At 60.4% G+C, this 18996-nt stretch carries 17 protein-coding genes; 7 read left to right on the forward strand and 10 right to left on the reverse strand.

The window, feature by feature from the left end:
• Positions 1 to 14: 14 nt before the first annotated feature.
• Positions 15 to 728, reverse strand: coding sequence for a ComF family protein (locus KBW81_RS15625; protein ID WP_254247807.1), 714 nt, complete (start codon positions 726 to 728; stop codon positions 15 to 17).
• 28 nt (positions 729 to 756) lie between these two features.
• Between KBW81_RS15625 and KBW81_RS15630 the strand changes: the two genes are divergently transcribed.
• From KBW81_RS15630 to dalA, 4 genes are all read left to right on the forward strand, one after another.
• Positions 757 to 1569: a malonyl-ACP O-methyltransferase BioC gene (locus tag KBW81_RS15630; protein ID WP_254247808.1), complete on the forward strand. Its 813-nt coding sequence runs from the start codon at positions 757 to 759 to the stop codon at positions 1567 to 1569.
• A gap of 57 nt (positions 1570 to 1626) precedes the next feature.
• Positions 1627 to 2721: a ferrochelatase gene (gene hemH / locus KBW81_RS15635; protein ID WP_254247809.1), complete on the forward strand. Its 1095-nt coding sequence runs from the start codon at positions 1627 to 1629 to the stop codon at positions 2719 to 2721.
• 172 nt (positions 2722 to 2893) lie between these two features.
• On the forward strand, positions 2894 to 4054 hold the full coding sequence (locus KBW81_RS15640) for an MFS transporter (RefSeq protein WP_254247810.1): 1161 nt from the start codon (positions 2894 to 2896) through the stop codon (positions 4052 to 4054).
• Positions 4055 to 4166: 112 nt separating this feature from the next.
• Positions 4167 to 4745, forward strand: coding sequence for a divisome-associated lipoprotein DalA (gene dalA / locus KBW81_RS15645; RefSeq protein WP_254247811.1), 579 nt, complete (start codon positions 4167 to 4169; stop codon positions 4743 to 4745).
• Between the two features lie 12 nt (positions 4746 to 4757).
• Here dalA and KBW81_RS15650 read toward each other — a convergent pair whose 3' ends face one another.
• The 7 genes from KBW81_RS15650 to hslO form a co-directional block, all read right to left on the reverse strand.
• A complete protein-coding gene (locus KBW81_RS15650) occupies positions 4758 to 5243 on the reverse strand; it encodes a L,D-transpeptidase family protein (protein WP_254247812.1) in 486 nt (161 codons plus the stop codon).
• Between the two features lie 121 nt (positions 5244 to 5364).
• Positions 5365 to 6567 carry a class I SAM-dependent RNA methyltransferase gene (locus tag KBW81_RS15655; protein ID WP_254247813.1) on the reverse strand — a complete coding sequence of 401 codons (1203 nt, stop codon included), beginning with the start codon at positions 6565 to 6567 and terminating at the stop codon, positions 5365 to 5367.
• Entirely contained in the window at positions 6564 to 8393 is a 1830-nt protein-coding gene (locus tag KBW81_RS15660; protein WP_254247814.1) for an ABC transporter ATP-binding protein, read from the reverse strand. The genes KBW81_RS15655 and KBW81_RS15660 overlap by 4 nt, the downstream gene beginning before the upstream one ends.
• Positions 8390 to 10222, reverse strand: a complete 1833-nt coding sequence (locus KBW81_RS15665; RefSeq protein ID WP_254247815.1) for an ABC transporter ATP-binding protein — start codon at positions 10220 to 10222, stop codon at positions 8390 to 8392. The genes KBW81_RS15660 and KBW81_RS15665 overlap by 4 nt, the downstream gene beginning before the upstream one ends.
• Positions 10223 to 10281: 59 nt before the next feature.
• Positions 10282 to 11415 carry a CCA tRNA nucleotidyltransferase gene (locus tag KBW81_RS15670; protein ID WP_254247816.1) on the reverse strand — a complete coding sequence of 378 codons (1134 nt, stop codon included), beginning with the start codon at positions 11413 to 11415 and terminating at the stop codon, positions 10282 to 10284.
• The gene (locus KBW81_RS15675; RefSeq protein ID WP_254247817.1) at positions 11412 to 12008 is read right to left on the reverse strand and encodes a CoA pyrophosphatase; all 597 of its coding nucleotides are present in this window, start codon (positions 12006 to 12008) and stop codon (positions 11412 to 11414) included. Before KBW81_RS15675 ends, KBW81_RS15670 begins: the two co-directional genes overlap by 4 nt.
• Positions 11995 to 12996, reverse strand: a complete 1002-nt coding sequence (hslO, locus tag KBW81_RS15680) for an Hsp33 family molecular chaperone HslO (RefSeq protein ID WP_090188641.1) — start codon at positions 12994 to 12996, stop codon at positions 11995 to 11997. The genes KBW81_RS15675 and hslO overlap by 14 nt, the downstream gene beginning before the upstream one ends.
• 76 nt (positions 12997 to 13072) lie before the next feature.
• Here hslO and KBW81_RS15685 point away from each other — a divergent pair, with 76 nt between their 5' ends.
• From KBW81_RS15685 to msrA, 3 genes are all read left to right on the forward strand, one after another.
• Entirely contained in the window at positions 13073 to 13516 is a 444-nt protein-coding gene (locus KBW81_RS15685; protein WP_254247818.1) for an NUDIX hydrolase, read from the forward strand.
• Positions 13517 to 13621: 105 nt separating this feature from the next.
• Entirely contained in the window at positions 13622 to 14839 is a 1218-nt protein-coding gene (locus KBW81_RS15690) for an argininosuccinate synthase (RefSeq protein ID WP_090188830.1), read from the forward strand.
• A 295-nt stretch (positions 14840 to 15134) separates the two neighbouring features.
• Entirely contained in the window at positions 15135 to 15797 is a 663-nt protein-coding gene (gene msrA / locus KBW81_RS15695; RefSeq protein ID WP_090188635.1) for a peptide-methionine (S)-S-oxide reductase MsrA, read from the forward strand.
• 8 nt (positions 15798 to 15805) lie between these two features.
• Here the strand turns inward: msrA and KBW81_RS15700 are convergent, their stop codons facing one another.
• Both KBW81_RS15700 and KBW81_RS15705 read right to left on the reverse strand, forming a co-directional pair.
• A complete protein-coding gene (locus tag KBW81_RS15700; RefSeq protein ID WP_254247819.1) occupies positions 15806 to 16672 on the reverse strand; it encodes a ribokinase in 867 nt (288 codons plus the stop codon).
• A 3-nt stretch (positions 16673 to 16675) separates the two neighbouring features.
• Positions 16676 to 18931: an NADP-dependent malic enzyme gene (locus KBW81_RS15705; protein ID WP_254247820.1), complete on the reverse strand. Its 2256-nt coding sequence runs from the start codon at positions 18929 to 18931 to the stop codon at positions 16676 to 16678.
• Positions 18932 to 18996: the final 65 nt, after the last annotated feature.

Here is an 18996-nt window from a genome sequence, read left to right on the forward strand (position 1 = left end):
GCTTGGATGCTTACTTAAGTGTCCTTCACCACCCGCGCCAGTGCAAGGATACAGACACGCTGTGCGCCAGCGGCCTGTAACGATTCCGTGGCGGCAGCGAAGGTGGCACCTGACGTCATCACATCATCAACCAACAGCACATCACGCCCCGCAATCAGATGTGCCCGCGCCGGATGATGCGCAATTGCCCCCGCCAGCGCGGCAAAACGCGCATCGCGCCCGACCGTTTCCATCTTGGTCGTCCGCTTCACCCGGCGCAACGCATCCGGCACATGCGGCGCACCCAGCCCCCGGGCCACCAGCCGCGACAGCAACGCCGCCTGATTATACCGCCGAGAGATCAGCCGCGTCCAATGCAGCGGCACCGGCACGACAACCATATCAGGACGGATAATCTGCCGCCCCGCATGCAGCATCCATTTCGCCGCAGGCACTGCCAGATCGGTGCGGTCGCCATGCTTCAAGTTCAACACCATGCGCCGCCCGATCCCTTCATAAACCAGCGCTGCCCGTCCCTGATCCCATGGTCGCAGGATCGTCATGCAGTCATCGCAATGCACGGGTCCAGCCCCCTGTCCCATCAGCGGCGTGCCGCAAGCGTCACATATCAACCCGTGAATGAACTGCGTATCGCGCCAACATGCGCCGCAAAGCCCGTGATCCTCGGCCGTTTGCGTGTCGCAAGCGACGCACTGCGACGGATAGATTGCCCTGATGACACTTTGCATTCGCCCGCATTCCCCCTAGATCAGCCAGATGCAGACCCTGACCGACACCCTTGCCCTGTCCCGCAACCGCGCCCGCGCAACAGAAATGTTCCTGCGCGAACGTGTTGCCGATGACGTTCAGGAAAGACTGGAAGAGGTTAACAGGTCATTTACATCCCCCTTGATCGTGACGCCGACACCGGCGCTTTGGTCACAAATCGTGCCAGACGCGCCGACCATTCCGGTGACCGAAACGTTGCCTGTGTCCGAAGCCGCGCACGATCTACTGATCCACGACCTATCCTTGCACTGGGCGAACGACCTTGTCGGGCAACTCGTCCAATCCCGCCGCGCACTGGCCCCTGACGGATTGTTCATTGGCACGCTGTTCGGCGGTCAAACCCTGCACCAACTTCGGACCTGTCTGGCAGAGGCGGAGTCCCGCCTAACCGGGGGATTGTCCCCGCGCATTGCGCCGATGGGCGAGATTCGCGACCTTGGCGGCTTGCTACAACGCGCGGGCTTTGCCCTGCCGGTGGCGGATAGCGACACGATAAACGTCAGCTACACCGACGCCTTAGCCCTAATGCGTGACCTACGCGCCATGGGAGAGGCGAACGCCCTGCACGCCCGCCTGCGCCGCCCGACACGGCCCCGCGTCCTGCTTGATGCGGCCAAAATATACGCCCAGCATTTCGCAGATCCGGATGGCCGTATCACAGCCACGTTCGAGGTCGTCACCCTGACCGGCTGGGCCCCCGCCGCAAGCCAACCGCAGCCCCTGCGACCTGGCTCTGCCACGGCGCGACTGGCTGACGCATTGGGAACCGCCGAAACGCCGCTTAAAACCGACCAAAATTGACCCCGCGATAACTCCCTTGATCTAAGCATCGATTGCGGGACCAAAAGGAAAGCCAGTATGTTCGACAAAACACCCCCCGAACGGCCAGCCACCTGCCCCGTGCACGCGGCCCCCGATCACCCGGCGATCAAACCTGCGCGCGTCGGCGTCCTTGTTGCGAACCTTGGCACGCCAGATGGCTATGATTACTGGTCCATGCGTCGGTATCTGTCAGAATTCCTGTCTGACAAACGCGTCGTCGATTACTCCGCTTGGCTTTGGCAGCCGCTACTGCAACTGGTCATCCTGTCTAAGCGGCCCTTTGCCTCGGGCGCGAACTACAAATCCATCTGGAACGAGGCAGAGAACGAATCCCCCCTGCTGACGATTACGAAAAAGCAGACCGCCGCGATCCGCGCCAAAATGGTCGCGCAATATGGCGACGACGTCCGCGTCGATTTTTGCATGCGCTATGGCAACCCCTCGACCCCGTCCAAAGTGCGCGAGATGGTCGAAGCAGGCTGCACCAAGATCCTCTTTTTCCCGCTTTACCCGCATTACGCTGGCGCAACCTCGGCCACGGCTAACGACAAATTCTTTCAAGCGTTGATGAAGGAAAAGCGCCAGCCAATCGCCCGCGTCGTCGCCCCCTATTTCGAAGATCCCGCCTATATCGAGGCGCTGGCCCAATCCATCGAACGCGCCTACGCAAGCGCCGAACAGCGCCCTGAAGTGCTGATCTGCTCTTACCACGGCATGCCGGAACGCTACTTGAAAGAGGGCGATCCGTATCACTGCGAGTGCCAGAAAACGACCCGCCTGCTGCGCGAACGCCTTGGCTGGGACAAAACTGAAATTCGCACCACCTTCCAGTCCGTCTTCGGCCCCGAAGAATGGCTCAAGCCCTACACGGTCAAAGAAGTCGCCCGCTTGGCAGAGGAAGAAGGCATCAAACGCATCGCCGTCTGCGCCCCTGCCTTCAGCGCCGATTGCATCGAAACGCTCGAAGAGATCAACGAAGAGATCAAAGAAAGCTTCGAAGAGGCCGGCGGTGAACACTTCACCTATATTCCCTGCCTCAACGACGACCCTGCCCACATTGACGCACTTTGCGGCGTGATCGATCAGAACCTGCAGGGCTGGTTGAAAACGGCGGACCAAGCATCCGGGTAAACCTAACACGGTTGCCCCCGCCGGGGCCCAAAACGCTCCGGCGGGATCCCCTTCATCTGGCGAAATAAACTCTCGCCGAAGGCTGTAGCGCGAAGCGCTGCATCCGGTCCCCGTTGGCCCGCACAGATAACCGTGATTAAGTGCGCCGGATTTAATGCCGAAAGCACCCCTCATGTCGATCTCCGCTCGCCTTGCCCCGCATCAGCGCGTCTTTGCTGCCTTTGCGATCTATAGTTTTGCATTGGGCAACCTTTTCCCGCGCCTGCCGGACATCAAACGCGCGATGGGCATCGAAGAAGGCGCCCTAGGGTTGGCCCTGATCGGCACGTCGACGGGCACCCTGATCGCCCTGACATTGGCTGCGCCAGTCATTGCGCGCCTTGGGCATCGGCAAGCGCTGTTCATCCTCCTGCCGCTGATGTCGCTGTGCTTTGCCATCGCAGTCCATGCGACCGGACCGCTGGCGCTGTATTTCTTGCTGATCCCCGCCGGGCTAACGATGGGCGCGACAGAGGTGATCGTGAACGTCGAAGCGGACCGCGTCGAAGCCGCCTTAGGCCGCCGCATCATGAACCGCGCCCATGCCTTTTGGAGCTTTGGTTTCTTCGCCGCCGGTCTATTCGGCGCCGCAATGGCCCAGTTTGGTGTGCCTCCGACGCTTCACATGGCGCTTGTGTTGCCAATCATTTTCCTAGGGGTACGCGTGCTTCTGGCCGACTTTCAGCCAGCCCCAAAACGCGGCACCGAAACAGCGGATGCCGGACCGGCGATTGCACGGCCGACCAAAGGCATCATGGTACTGGTCGGCGTATCCCTGTCAGCGATGCTGCTAGAAGGTGCCAGCATCGACTGGTCGGCCATCTATATGCGGTCCGTGTTTGACGCCCTGCCGTTTCTGGGCGGCCTCGCCGTGGCCACAACCGCGCTGTCGCAGGCGATCACACGCTACTTTTCAGATCGGATCGTTGACCGCCACGCCCCGGACCGGGTCGCGCGGGCGATGCAGGTTGCCATGACGCTTGGTGTCCTTGTCGTGTTCTTCGCGCCGTCTGCGCTGGTCGCTCTGCTTGGCTTTGCGCTGATCGGTGCCGGAACTGCCGCGATTTTTCCGCTGGCGATGTCAGCGGCTGCCCAGCGCAGCGATCGATCCGCCGCGCTGAATGTCGCCGCGCTGGCGCAGTTTTCCTTTGTCATCTTCCTGCTAGGGCCACCACTGCTTGGCTTTGTCGCCGAACACGCGGGTCTGCGCTGGACCTTTGGCCTTGGCCTGCCCCTTGTGGCCGTCAGCTTTGTTCTGTCAGGCGCGCTAGGGTCAAAACCAGCGCGCGCCTGATGTGGCATGTAATCTATGCCCGTGCGGGAAAGCGCGACCTCACTGATGTGGCATTTGAAGTGGTTGCCTGTCTTCGGTAAGAGAGCGCAACGGCCAGCAAAAGGGTGCCAAAATGCTACGACGTCAGATGATCTTTGGGGTGATGGCCCTTGGCCTTGCTGCATGTAGCGGCGCGCCCAAGGGTCGGATCGGCCCTGATGGCCTGCCTTTGCCGCAAGTCTACCGCATTGGCCCGGACGACACCGATGATATCCAGTTCCGCATGTTGGACAGCGTCAACACCTTGCGCGCCGCCGCTGGCGTGCCGGCGGTCGAACTGGACCCACAGTTGAATGCCGCTGACGCGACCCATGCGCGCGATATGTCGATCCAGAACCGGCCTTGGCTGTTCGGCTCTGACGGATCGTCACCGCTGGAACGCGCGCAACGCGTCGGCTTTCAAGGCCGCGTGCTGGGCGAAAACATCTCTGAGTCCTACGAGACAGAGCTTGAGACGCTTGCCGCTTGGATGAAGCAGGCAGATACGCGCCGCGTCGTGCTTGACCCATCTGCGCGCAAGATGGGCCTGTCGTGGTTTCAAGAACCCGCTGGCAAAATCTGGTGGGTCATGACCTTGGGCACGGGCCCTGTGGTGCAGGCACCGACCTTTACGGCCGATACCTTTGCGTCCCTGCCGCCGATGACCCAATAGGGTCTCGGCACCTTAGGGATAGATAAAGATCGGCGTGCCATCTTTGACCATGGCGTAGATCTCTTCGATCTCGTCATTGCTGACGGCGATACAGCCCCAGGTCCAGTCGTCCTGACCAATATAATTGGTCGGGGTGCCGTGGATAAAGATATCGCCGCCCGGGCGTTTGCCCATAGCTTCGGCCCGCGCGATATCGTCCGAATTCGGATAGGAAATGCCTAGCGACAGGTGAAAACGGCTGTTCGCGTTGCGCCGATCAATGCGGTACGCGCCTTCGGGCGTACGGCCGTCATTCTGGATTTGCTTGTGCCCGTCGGGCGCAAATCCCATTTCCATTTTGTAGTCTTTCAGCATGCGATTACCGCTGAGCAGCTGTAATCGACGCTGCTTTTTGAACACCTGCACCCGCGTCACAGGTGGCCCATCATAGCGGCGAAACTTGCTGACTGCAGGCTTTCCGCAAGCCGTCAGCAAAGCGCCCATGGCCGTGGCCATCATTAAACGTCGGTTCAAAATCATAACATGCCCGCTATCTGTCCCATGGTCGATCTTGGTCGACCTTCCCTATTGGCTACACCAGCACCCACCCAGCGGCCAAGCGCTAAGACAAGCGCGCCGGTCACGCCCGCGTGAGCGACGCAATCATCTCGACATGGGGGGACCAGCGGAACTGATCGACGACTTGAACCCAGTTTAAGGTGAAGCCTGCCTCGACCAGCGCCGCGACGTCCCGGCCAAAGGTGACCGGGTTGCACGACACCATTGCCACGGTCTTGATCGTGCTCACGCTGATTGTTGCCACCTGCGCCGCAGCGCCTGCGCGCGGCGGGTCGATAACAGCCGCGTCAAAGCGGTTCAGCTCGTCCGGCTCTAGCGGGCGGCGGAACAGGTCACGTGTGATGCCAGTCAGGCGCTTGACGCCTTTGGCGCTACGCCAGCCGCGATCCATAGCCGCGATCATCGCCGCTTCGCCTTCGACCGCCGTCACCTCTGCCGTGCGGGTCAGCGGAAGCGAGAACGTGCCGCAACCCGCGAACAGGTCCACCACGCGGGGGGCGTTGCCGATGATGTCCATCACACCGCTACGCAGCGTCGCTTCGCCGTCTTCGGTCGCTTGCAAGAACGCGCCCGGCGGCGGCGTCACGGTTGCAGGGCCAAAGACCTGCACAGGATCGCGCAGTGTGACGACGGTTTCATCCACCCAAGTCAGACGGGACAGCTTATGCTGCTGGGCAAAGCCCGCCAATTCGATGCGCAGCTGATCGGTCAAGCGCTGGTCGGTTTGCACCAGCACGTCCAGCCCAGCGGCGCTATCGGTGACGGTCAGCGCGACTTCGCCCCGGCGGGACGCAGAGATAACGGTCAGCGCCTCTAGCATCGGGATGCCAGCCAGCATGCCCGGCGTGACCAACTGGCAATCTGGCACAGCGACCAACACATCAGATGCGCGGGCGTGAAAACCAACCATCGCGCCGGACTTCGTGCGCCGCCCCGAAAACTTTGCCCGCCGCCGCGATTGCGCAGGCGATGTGTGCATAGGGCGGAATTCAGGCTCTAGCCCATGCGCAAGCAAGGCACGCGCCACGACAGTTTGCTTCCACTCCGCCACGAAATCATCCGCCGCGTGCTGCAAGGCGCAGCCGCCGCAGGTCTTGAAGTGGCGGCAGGGTGCCGCGACCCGTTGCGCTGACGGCGTCAGGATTTGCGGGGTTCCGTCGGGGCGCAATGCCACCTCTTCACCGGGCAAAGTGCGCGGCACAAGTGTGCCGTCATTGGCGCGGCCAGCGCCCAGATGGGTCAGACTTTCGATAATCAGGCTCACGCGTCGTCCTCTACGCTGATGAAGCCCCCCGATTGCCTGTTCCAGTACCGCGCGTAAAGCCCTTCTTGCGCCAAGAGGTCATCATGATCGCCTTGTTCGACGATCCGGCCCCCATCCAGCACAATAATGCGGTCCATTTGGCGCAAAGTGGACAGGCGGTGCGCGATGGCGATTACGGTCTTGCCTTCCATTACGGCGTCCAGCGCGTCCTGAATGCTTGCCTCAACCTCGGAATCCAGCGCGCTGGTGGCCTCGTCCAAGATCAGGATCGGCGCGTCTTTGAGGATCGCGCGGGCGATCGCGATGCGTTGGCGCTGACCGCCGGACAGTTTCACACCCCGCTCGCCCAGATGCGCGTCATAGCCTTTGCGCCCGGCGTGGTCGCGAATGTTGGCGATAAACTCCTCGGCCTCTGCCCGTGCGGCGGCGGCCTTGATTTGATCATCCGTCGCATCCGGGGCACCGTAGCGGATATTGTCCCGGGCTGATCGGTTAAACATCGCCGTTTCTTGCGTGACCATTCCGATCTTGCGCCGCAAACTTTCCTGCCGCACCTGGCGCAGGTCCTGCCCGTCGATGGAAACGCTACCCTTTTCGGGATCATAAAGCCGCAGCAGCAAGGCCACGAGCGTTGATTTCCCCGCGCCAGACCCGCCGACGATCCCCAGCTTTTCGCCGCTGGCGATATGAAGCGTCACATCGCGCAAGCCACCCGTGCCGCCGCCATAGGTAAAGGTCACGTCATCCAGCGCAATACGTCCGGCGCTCAGGTCCAGATCAACTGCAGTATCTGCATCAGGCAAAGCGTGGGGCTTGGACAGGGTTTTGACAGCGTCCTCGACCTCTCCGACATTGGAATACATGCCCATCAGGGTAAAACTGACCCAGCCCGTCATCTGCGCAAGCCGCAGACCAATGGTGCCAGCGACGGCGATATCACCCGCCGATGCCGCGCCCTGCTGCCACAGGTACAGCGTAATCCCAACTAGCAGAACGGGCAGCACGCCCGCCAGCGTCATCAACCAAAAACGGAAGCCCGCAGACACCCAGCCGAAGCCGAGAGAGTCCAAACGAAACTTCTCCATCGCGTCAGTGGCGGCGCGGTCCTCGTGATCGGCATGGGCGAACAGCTTAACGGTTTTGATGTTCGTGATCGTGTCCACCACCTGCCCCGTCACCATCGCCCGCGATCCGGCGCGCAGTTTTGAGGTTTCGCGAATGCGGGGCATGAAGGCGCGGATCAGACCGATATAGGCAAACATCCAGATCGCCAGCACGACGGCAGACCAAATATCTATATCGGTCAGCAGGATGATCGAGCCCACGACCGACGCCAGCGCGTAAAACACCGTGTTGATCGTATCGACGCCCAGATCCGTCGTGGCCCGCGCCGCCTGCATCTGTTTCTGGCTTATGCGCCCGGCAAAGTCGTTGTCAAAGAACGTCACTGCCTGCCCCAGCGTGTGGCGGTGCAGCCGCGACAGCACCAAATTATAGACGGCGGGTGCCACCACGACAGATTGCATCATCCCCGACAGGCCCAGCACAAGCGGCCGGAACACGACAAAGAACAGCGCGACGCCAATCAGCAGCCACGCGTTTTCACCGAAATATGTCGTGCTATCGCTGGCCAGCGCCGAGTCGATGACACGGCCAAGAATCAATGCAGCCAACACTTCGAGCACGCCAGCAATCGTGCTAACGACTGCCCCAGCGCCCATCGCGCCAAAGCTGCCGCGCAGGGCCCAGCGCAAAAAGGCGATCAAAGTGCCGGGCGGCGGACCTGCGGCGCGGGAAAAGGGGTCGATCCAGTCTGCGAATTTCATGTGTCGTCCCCTAAAAATCCACCCGATTGCCGCGCCCAGAACCGGGCATAACGACCATTCAGCGCAAGCAATTCGTCATGGGTGCCGTCCTCGATGATGCGTCCGTCGTCCATGACGACGATCCGGTCCATCCGGGCGATGGTGGACAGACGGTGCGCGATGGCGATCACGGTTTTACCCTGCATCAGCGTCTCTAACGTGTCCTGGATTGCGGCCTCTACTTCCGAATCCAGCGCACTTGTCGCTTCGTCCAGCAGCAAGATTGGCGCATCTTTCAGGATCACCCGCGCCAGCGCGATCCGTTGCCGCTGACCACCCGACAGCTTTACCCCGCGTTCACCGACGCGCACATCATAGCCGCTGCGGCCTTCGGCGTCGGCCAGCACCTCGATGAAATCATGCGCCTGCGCTTGGCGGGCCGCGGCGATCATCGCAGCGTCGCTTGCGGTTGGGGCACCATATAGAATATTTTCCCGCACAGACCGATGCAGCAGGGCACTATCTTGCTGCACCATGCCGATAGCCTGCCGAAGCGACCCTTGGGTCACGCCAGCGATGTCCTGACCGTCGACGCAGATCGTGCCACCCTCAGCATCGTAAAACCGCAAAAGCAGCTTGATTAGGGTCGATTTACCTGCGCCGGAGGCACCGACAAGGCCCACTTTTTGGCCTGCTGGAATGGACAGGCTGATCTGGTCCAAGCCGCCTTTCGCTTTGCCATAGTGGTGCGACAGCGCGGTCACCTCTATCTGGCCAGATGTGACCTGCAGGGGCACAGCGCCGGGCGCATCGGTGAGCGTGACAGGCTGGCCAATCGTCTCTAGCCCCTCGGCCACCACACCAAGTTCCTGAAACAATTGGCTGACGGCCCACATGATCCAGCCGCTCATGCCGTTCAAGCGCAGCACCAGCGCCGCGGCAGAGGCGACAACGCCGACGCTCGCCAGCCCGCCCAGCCAAAGCGATAACGCCCAACCGACAACGCCGACCACCAGCACGCCGTTCAGAAAGACCAGCGCAAGGTCCATGATCGTATAAAGCCGCATTTCGCGCATCAACGTCGTGCGCGACACCTCTATCGCGCCCTTCGCATAGGTCAGTTCGGCGTCGTGGTGGGCGAACATCTTCACCGCGTGAATATTGGTGTAGCCATCAACAATCCGCCCCGTCACAACACTGCGTGCGTCAGAAGAGGCCTGCGAGGCGGGCTTGATCCGCCGAATGACCCAGCGCAGCAAAAACAGATAGGGAATGAACCACGCCAGCAACGGCAGCACGAGCCGCAGGTCCGCGTCAGCAAGCAGGATGAAGGCACCGATCAGATAGGCGGCGGCGAATGCGACAGCCTCGAAGAACTGATTCATCACCGATGCGACGGCATTTGGCGTCTGCATCACACGGTTAGCGATCCGTCCGGCAAAGTCGTTTTCGAACCAGCCGATAGACTGGCGCATGATCTGCCGATGCGCGCGCCAACGGCCAAGGGCGGTCAGGTTCGGCATAATCGACTGATTAAGCAGCGCCGTATGGGCGGTCTGGATCACGGGCCGCAGGGTCAAAAAGAACACCGCCATCGCGATCAGCTCAACCCCATGATCCGCCCAAAAAATGCTGGGGTCTTTATCCAGCAGATCGACAAGGCGACCAAGGTAGCCGATCAACGCGACCTCTATGAACGCCACAATCGTTGATAGGCCCGCCGTCACTGCAAAAATGCGATGAAACGGCCGGGTGTAGTCCCACAGGAACGGCGCAAGCCGCGTGGGCGGTGTGTCGGTCTCCTCATACGGCGTATAGGGATCGACAAGGCGTTCGAAATAACCAAACACGACAAGGCCTCTGTCTCTCGGACCTTTGATGTAGGCCGCAAGTTGTAAAAGGAAAAGCCTTAAGCCAGCAGATCGTTCCGTGTCAGGGTAAAGCCGGATGCGATCCAGCGGGCTTCTGCCTGTTTCAGCGCCGCGCCAAGGGCTGGACCCTTTAGACTGGGCATGAAATCGGCGGCTTTGACAGGTAGGATTTGACCCGCGCCATGGCGCGCCGCTGCCACGTCGGTGTCGCGAAGCGGCTGCGATAGGGATGCAGCCAAAACCAGCGCGCGGTCGATGGCAATTTGTGCGCCAAAGCGATATCCGGCTTCGCCTGCACCAATGTCCATATCCCGCAAAATCTCATGACGCTGCGCCTCTGCATTCGTCAGCCGCAGGCGAGTCGGATCACCGCCCAGCGCCGTAAGGCGACGGCTGAAATCAGGCTCTATCCCGGCGATTTCTTCAAGATGGATCAGCACAGTCAGCGCGTTTGGCCCCGCCCCAGGCAGCACCCGCAACAGCGCACCGCTTGCAGCCATGCTAGCGACAGCAGGTGCGGGGTTGGGCGCGGACAGCAGCTTGCGCATTTCCTGACCGATGCGTTCGGCGGACAGCCCGTCGATACCATCTAAGTTGCCCGCGCAGGCGGCCAGACCGTCGGCATCGATTCCCATCGCCGGATCGCCGTACCAAGCGAAAAAACGGAAAAAGCGCAGGATGCGCAGGTAGTCTTCTTGGATCCGTAGCCCAGCATCGCCGATAAAGCGCACATGCCCCGCCAGCGCATCAGCGATCCCGCCAAGCGGGTCGTACAGCGTGCCATCGGGGGCGGCATAGAGCGCGTTCATTGTGAAATCGCGGCGGCGGGCGTCTTCATCAGCGGTATCGGCAAAGGCGACGGTGGCGTGGCGACCATCCGTATCGATATCGCGGCGGAAGGTTGTGATTTCGAACGGGTTGCCATCCACGACGACAGTGACAGTACCATGGTCAATGCCTGTCGGGATCACCTTGAAGCCCGCAGCTTTACTCAATTTTGTGACTGTATCGGGCCGCGCATCAGTCGTCAGATCTAGATCGCTGGCAGCAGCGCCGATCAAAGCATTGCGCACGCAGCCGCCCACAAACCACGCCTGATGCCCTGCGTCCGTCAGCATTGCGCAGACTCGCTGCGCGTTTTGGTTCGACAGCCAGTCTGGCGCAATTTTCATGGATGCATCCGATCAGCGAAGGCCCGCAAAATGCGCCCGGTGGCACCCCAGATATAATATGGGCCAAATGGCACGGTATAATAGCTGCGCATATGGCCCTGCCAGCGGCGCGACTGGACCGCAAAATGCGCGGGATTGCTGACATGGGACAGCGGCACCTGAAAGACTTCAGCGACCTCGCCTGCCTCTGGCACGGGGGTAAATTCACCATGGATCAGGCCGATAACGGGGGTCATCAGAAAGCCGGTCACAGTTTCATGGCCGGGCATGGTGCCCAAAACCTCGACCTGATGTCGTGGCAGACCGATTTCTTCTTCTGCCTCGCGCAGGGCAGCCGCGGTGGTGGTCGGATCACCTGCGTCTTGCTTGCCGCCCGGAAAGGCAATCTGCCCCGGATGATGTTTGAGCGCGGCAGAGCGCATGGTCAGGAAAACAGTCTCTGTTTCGGGCGAAATGCCGATCAGCACGCCTGCCGCCCGCAATGTGCGGCCAGCAGGCGCGGTGATATCTTTGTTTAGATCAAAGTCGGTCGAGGGCCGGCCCGGCCGGGCCAGCGCCTCTTGTAGTCGGCTTTTCAGATCACTCTGCGCCATCGGACGATACAGCCTCGAACCCAAGGGTTTCTGGCTGGAACTCGTAATGAGCGCCGCAGAATTGGCAATCAGCAGTTACGATGCCTTCGTCCGTGGTCATCGTTTTGATGTCCTTGGCCGAATAAATCGACAGGCTTTGCCGGACACGATCAGCCGAACAAGTGCAGCCAAAGGTGACAGGCTGCGGATCATAGACACGCGGCTGTTCTTCGTGGAACAGGCGTACCAGCAGGTCCGTCGGCTGCACGGTTGGGCCGATCAATTCCAGCGCATCCACCGTATCAAGCAGCATATTCGCGCGGCGCCAGTTTTCACCTTCGTCGTCGTCCAAGATATCCTCTGCTGCAAGCAGGCCATCCTCGCCAGAGGGGCCGTCCTTGTGCATCAGCGGCGATGCCTTTGGCATATGTTGCAGCATGACACCGCCCGCGCGCCAATGCTCGCCTTCACCCGGCAGGGTGCTGCGGCCATGGGTCAGGGAAAAGCGGGTCGGGATCTGCTCGGACTGGGCAAAGTACGTCTCGGCGCAGGCGGACAGTGATCCACCAGCCAACGGCGTGATGCCTTGATAAGGCTGCGTGCCTTCACCTTGATCGATCAGGATGGCAAAGTAACCTTTGCCGATCTGCTCGAACGCGTCGGCGTTCAGGTCCAGCGTGTCCTTGTCATAGGCGGCATAGGCTCGAATGCGCCCCGGCTGACCGTCTTCGGTGGGGCCGTAGTAATCCGTTGCAATCAGGCGCACCGGGCCACCCGATCCGCGCACTTGCAGCGACAGCTTCCACTGCAGCTTCATCGTTTCACCGATCAATGCGGTCAGCAGGCACATCTCAGCGACCAGCCCTTCGATCAAGGCGGGGTAGTCGTGCTGCTTCAGCACGTCTTCTAATACGCCGTCCAAACGGGCCACACGGCCACGGATGTCAGATGCGTCAAGTTGGAACGGCAGGACGGTGTCGTCCCACGCGATACGAGAGCCAAGGGTCATGGGCTTTCCTTACAGGGTCGGATTTGGCATACCGACACCATATAGGGACCGCAAGCTTTGGTCCAAGGGGAGAGCCATGATCAGACGGTATGGCAGCACGCCCAAAGTTGGGCAGCACTACGGATTGCGGGCTGGCGTTTACGTCATTTTGCCCCGCGATGGCGCGATCCTGATGACGTTTCAGGGTGCCCCGCATAACGAACTGCAATTGCCCGGCGGCGGTATTGATCCCGGCGAAAGTCCCCTGCGCGCGCTGCACCGTGAAGTGTTCGAAGAAACCGGCTGGCACATCGCCCGCCCCCGTCGGCTGGGCGCATTTCGCCGTTTCACATATATGCCGGAATACGACCGCTTTGCCGAAAAGCTGTGCCACGTTTACGTCGCACACCCGGTCCGCCGGATTAGCCTGCCAACCGAACCGAACCATACCGCACTGTGGATTGATCCGGAAAACGCCCTTGATTTGATGGAAAACGCGGGTGATGCGGCGTTTTTGGCGGATTATTTGGCAGGTATGTAACGCGCAGGGGCTTTGGTCGCGCGGCAGCGCCCGCCAAACCTTGCCCCCTTTGCGGAAAACCAGTATCGCGCTGGGTCAAGTAACATTGACAAAAAGGCCGCGCCCATGACCGCCCCTAAGAAAGTCGTCCTCGCCTATTCGGGCGGTCTGGACACCTCTATCATCCTTAAATGGCTGCAAACGGAATACGGCTGCGAAGTCGTGACGTTTACCGCCGATCTGGGCCAAGGCGAGGAGCTGGAGCCAGCCCGCGCCAAGGCAGAGATGATGGGCGCGTCCAGCATCCACATCGAAGACCTGCGTGAAGAGTTCGTGCGCGATTTCGTCTTCCCGATGTTCCGCGCCAACGCGCTGTACGAAGGCCTTTATCTGCTGGGCACGTCTATCGCGCGCCCGCTGATTTCCAAGCGTCTGGTTGAAATCGCCGCCATGGAAGGCGCCGATGCGGTCGCCCACGGCGCGACCGGCAAGGGCAACGATCAGGTCCGGTTCGAACTGGCCTGCTATGCGCTGAACCCCGACATCAAGGTTATCGCACCTTGGCGTGAGTGGGATCTGACCAGCCGCACCAAGCTGCTGGAATTTGCAGAACAGAACCAAATCCCCGTCGCCAAAGACAAGCGCGGCGAAGCGCCGTTCAGCGTTGATGCGAACCTGCTGCACACGTCTTCCGAAGGCAAAGTGCTGGAAAACCCTGCTGACGAGGCGCCCGAGTACGTTTATCAGCGCACCGTCGATCCAGAGCAGGCCCCCGATACGCCAGAGATGGTCGAGATCACCTTTGAAAAAGGCGACGCCGTCGCGATCAACGGCGAGGCGATGTCGCCCGCGACGATCCTGACAAAGCTGAACGAACTCGGCGGCAAGCACGGCGTTGGCCGTCTTGATCTGGTCGAAAACCGTTTCGTCGGTATGAAATCTCGCGGCATCTATGAAACGCCCGGCGGCACTATCCTGCTCGAGGCGCACCGCGGCATCGAACAGATCACGCTGGATTCCGGCGCTGGCCACCTGAAAGACAGCATCATGCCCCGTTATGCAGAGCTGATCTACAACGGCTTCTGGTTCTCGCCAGAGCGTGAGATGATGCAGGCCCTGATCGACAAGAGCCAAGAGCACGTCACCGGCACCGTCCGCGTGAAGCTGTACAAGGGGTCCGCCCGCACCGTTGCGCGCTGGTCCGATCACAGCCTGTATTCCGAAGCGCACGTGACATTCGAAGACGACGCCGGCGCATATGACCAGACGGACGCCCAAGGCTTTATCCAGCTAAACGCGCTACGTCTGAAACTGCTGGCCGCGCGCAACCGCCGCCTGAAATAAAAACAACCCCGCCTGCAACATCTGCTGCAGGCGGGGCTTAACCGAAAAATCGTTAAATACTTTAAGTCACGCGCAGGCTAGAAACACATCTACGCGTAACAAACCAACAGCCCGGAGCAACTTTAAGCCGTTCACGCTTTCAACCACGAAAGCCCGGTTCAAAGAGTTTCAGTTATTTACATCACTATTTTCGAACCTCCATGTCACGCGGCATTCAAACCCGCGTGACCGGCCCGCGCATTGCTTGCTCTACCTCTAGCGCCCATGCACCTTGTTCCGAACCGGAGGGACTGACATGGCCAAAGTATTCAACCTTTTGAAATCTGCAGCGCTGACCGTTGCGATTGGCGCGGTCGCAAGCCTCGCACCCTTGGGCGCACAGGCAGCTCAGCAAACCGCCATCGTTGCAGGCGGGTGTTTCTGGTGCGTCGAATCCGACTTTGAAAGCATACCCGGCGTCGGCGACGTGGTCTCTGGCTACACCGGCGGGCGCACGGAAAACCCGAACTACGGTCAGGTCGGCCGCGGGTCCACTGGCCATTACGAGGCGGTGATGATCCCCTTCGACGACAGCGTCATCAGCTATCGCCAGATCATGGACCTGTTTTTTCGCAGCGTTGACCCAACGGATGCTGGCGGCCAATTCTGCGATCGTGGCAACCAGTACCGCACTGCAATTTTTGTAACGACTCAGGCGCAGGCTGATACCGCCGTGGCTGCCAAATCCGCAGCACAGCAAGCGCTTGGCCGTCAGATCGTGACGCCCATTGTGCAGGCCACCACCTTTTACCGTGCTGAGGCCTACCATCAGGACTATTACAAAGGCACGAGCCTTGTGTTGACGCGCGGTGGGGCAAAGCGCCAAAGCGATGCTTACGATTTCTATCGCAAAGGCTGTGGTCGCGATGCGCGTGTGCAGCAGCTATGGGGCGCGAATGCGCCGTTTATCCATCACTAAGCCGTTTTTTAGGGTCTGAAATCCTCTAGCTCTTTTAAATCGGGGATGACGTCCGCTGTCCCGTGGCGCGTGACCATCAGCGCCGCGGCACGCGTTGCCAGATTGATGGCCTGCGCCATCGGATGCCCCCGATCAAGGCCTGCCAGCACGTACCCTGTAAACGTATCGCCAGCGCCTGTCGTATCAACGGGTGTCACAGGAACCGCGTCAAAATGGCGGTGCCCTTCCGGACCGAACCAATCGGCACCATCGCCGCCAAGCGTGATGATCACATCGCGCACCCCAAGGTCCTGAGGGCGCTTGCCGGTTGCTTGCTCTAATTGAGCCGCTTCAACAGCGTTCAGAAAGAGCAGGTTTAGGTAGGGCAGCACCGCCTTTACCCGGTCCGCATCGAACGGCGCGGCGGCATAGGCGACTTGCAGGCCCATCTGCTTTCCCAACGTCGCGGCCGTGCGTTGTAAGTTCGTCTCGTTCTGGATCAGCAGCCAATCGCCGGTCTGGGCCTCGGACATTGCTTCTTGCAATATCGCCTGGGGGATCGCGACATTGGCACCTGGGTGCAGGATCACGATATTTTCGCCCTTTGGGTCGACCATAATCATGGCTTGCGCGGTATCTTCATCAACGCGAGCGATAAACCGGGTATCAACGCCGTATTCCATCAGGCGATCAACGGTCCATTCACCGTCATCACCAACGGCCCCGATATGGTGGACAATCGCAGCTGCACGGGCGGCGGCAACGGACATATTCGTGCCTTTGCCGCCCAGAAATACGTTCCGCGCCGTGGACGACAGCGTTTCGCCGGGGCTGGGCATATGCGGCAGCGAAAAGACTGTATCGACGTTGATCGAGCCCAGATTCCAGATCGCCATTTTTTAACCCACCTTACAGGCGGCAATCACCGCCATATTCAAAATATCATTAACAGTACTGACGGTCGAACAGATCTGTATCGGCTTGTCGATGCCCGACAGGATCGGCCCGATCACCGTCGCTCCTGCCATTTCCTGCATCAATTTCACCGAGATCGACGCCGAGTGCCGCGCCGGAACAACCAACACGTTCGCCGGCCCCGTCAGGCGGCTAAACGGATAATGCGCCTGTGCCGTGGGGTTCAAGGCGACATCGACTGTCATCTCGCCCTCGTATTCGAAATCAACGCCACGTGCGTCGAGCACTTTGGGCGCCTGATGCATTTTTTCGGCGCGTTCGGACACCGGATAGCCGAAGGTGGAGAAGGATAGAAACGCAACGCGCGGCTCTAGTCCCAGATCCCGCGCGACGGCAGCGCCGCGCTCGGCAATATCGGCAAGGTCATTTTGATCGGGCCACTCATGCACCAGCGTATCCGCGATCAGCACGATCCGTCCCCGGTTCAGCACTGCTGTTACGCCAACCGCACCGTCGTGCGGGCCGGCGTCAAAGACGTGGTTGATCAGTTCTAGCACGTGCGCAGATTTGCGCGTCGCGCCGGTCACCATGCCATCCGCATGACCATGCGCCAGCATCAACGCGGCAAAGACATGACGGTCACGCGCGGCAAGGCGATGCACGTCCTGCCGGTCGTGACCTTTGCGCTGCAAACGCGCGTACAAGAATGACTTATACGTCTCTAAATGGGGTGTATTGGCCGCATTGACGACTTCCAGCTCTTCGATCGCGTCGGACAGCCCCTCTGCATGCAGCATGTCGGCGACGTCTTTTGTCCGCCCGACGACCAGCGCCTTTCCAAGCCCCTGCCGCTGATAGGCGATGGCTGCGCGCAGCACGCGTGGATCGTCGCCTTCGGTAAAGATCACAGACGACTGCGCCGCCCGCGCCCGCGCATTAAGACCGCGCAACATGTTCGCCGTGGGGTCCATACGGGATTTGAGCGACGCCTCGTAGGCGTCCATGTCGATGATGGGGCGCCGCGCCACACCCGTCGCCATGCCTGCTTTGGCAACGGCAGGCGGAATGCGGTGGATCAGGCGCGGATCGAAAGGCGTAGGAATAATATAATCCCGGCCAAAGGTCAGCTTTTTGCCATAAGCGACGGCAACTTCCTCTGGCACGTCTTCCCTCGCCAATTGCGCAAGGGCATGGGCGCAGGCGATCTTCATCTCGTCATTGATGGCACGGGCATGGATATCGAGGGCACCGCGAAACAGATAAGGAAAGCCTAGCACGTTATTGACTTGATTGGGATAATCGCTGCGGCCGGTGGCCACGATAGCATCAGGGCGTACGGCGTGCGCCTCTTCGGGGGTGATTTCCGGGTCAGGGTTCGCCATAGCGAAAATCACGGGATTCGGGGCCATATCAGACACCATTTCAGGGGTAACGGCCCCTTTTGCACTGACACCTAGGAACACGTCAGCGTCCTTCATCGCCTCTGCTAAGGAACGCGCCGGGGTGTTCGCCGCGTGGGCGGACTTCCATTGGTTCATCCCCTCGGTCCGGCCCTGATAAATCACGCCTTTGGTGTCGCACATGATGCAATTGTCGTGGGTCGCGCCCATGGATTTTAGCAGCTCTAGGCAGGCAATACCCGCCGCCCCCGCCCCGTTTAGAACGATGCGAACATCTTCGATCTTTTTGCCACTGATATGCAGCGCGTTCAGCAGTCCGGCGGCGCAGATCACCGCGGTGCCGTGCTGGTCGTCGTGGAAAACGGGGATATCCATTTCCTCTTTGAGCCGCTGCTCGATGATAAAGCACTCGGGAGCTTTGATATCCTCGAGGTTAATGCCGCCAAAGGTCGGCCCCATCAGGCGCACAGCGTTGCAGAATGCGTCGGGGTCTTCGGTATCCAGCTCGATATCAATCGAATTGACGTCAGCGAAGCGCTTGAACAGCACCGACTTGCCTTCCATCACCGGCTTGGACGCCAGCGCGCCAAGGTTGCCCAGGCCAAGCACGGCTGTGCCGTTAGAGATGACAGCGACCAGATTGCCCTTGTTCGTGTAATCGTAGGCCGTCGCAGGGTTCGCGAAGATCTCTTCACAGGGAATCGCGACGCCGGGGGAATAGGCCAGCGACAGATCGCGCTGGGTGGCCATGGGTACGGTTGCCGTTACCTCCCACTTGCCGGGGGTTGGCGCGATGTGAAAGCCAAGTGCGTCTTCGCGCGTGATCTTTTGCCGTGTCATATGATCCCCTCCCGGTCATGAACGATCAGGTGTAGCGCGGGTGCCTTCACCGCTCAAGCACGGCT

Source organism: Loktanella salsilacus (assembly GCF_024206795.1).
Taxonomy (GTDB): domain Bacteria; phylum Pseudomonadota; class Alphaproteobacteria; order Rhodobacterales; family Rhodobacteraceae; genus Loktanella; species Loktanella salsilacus.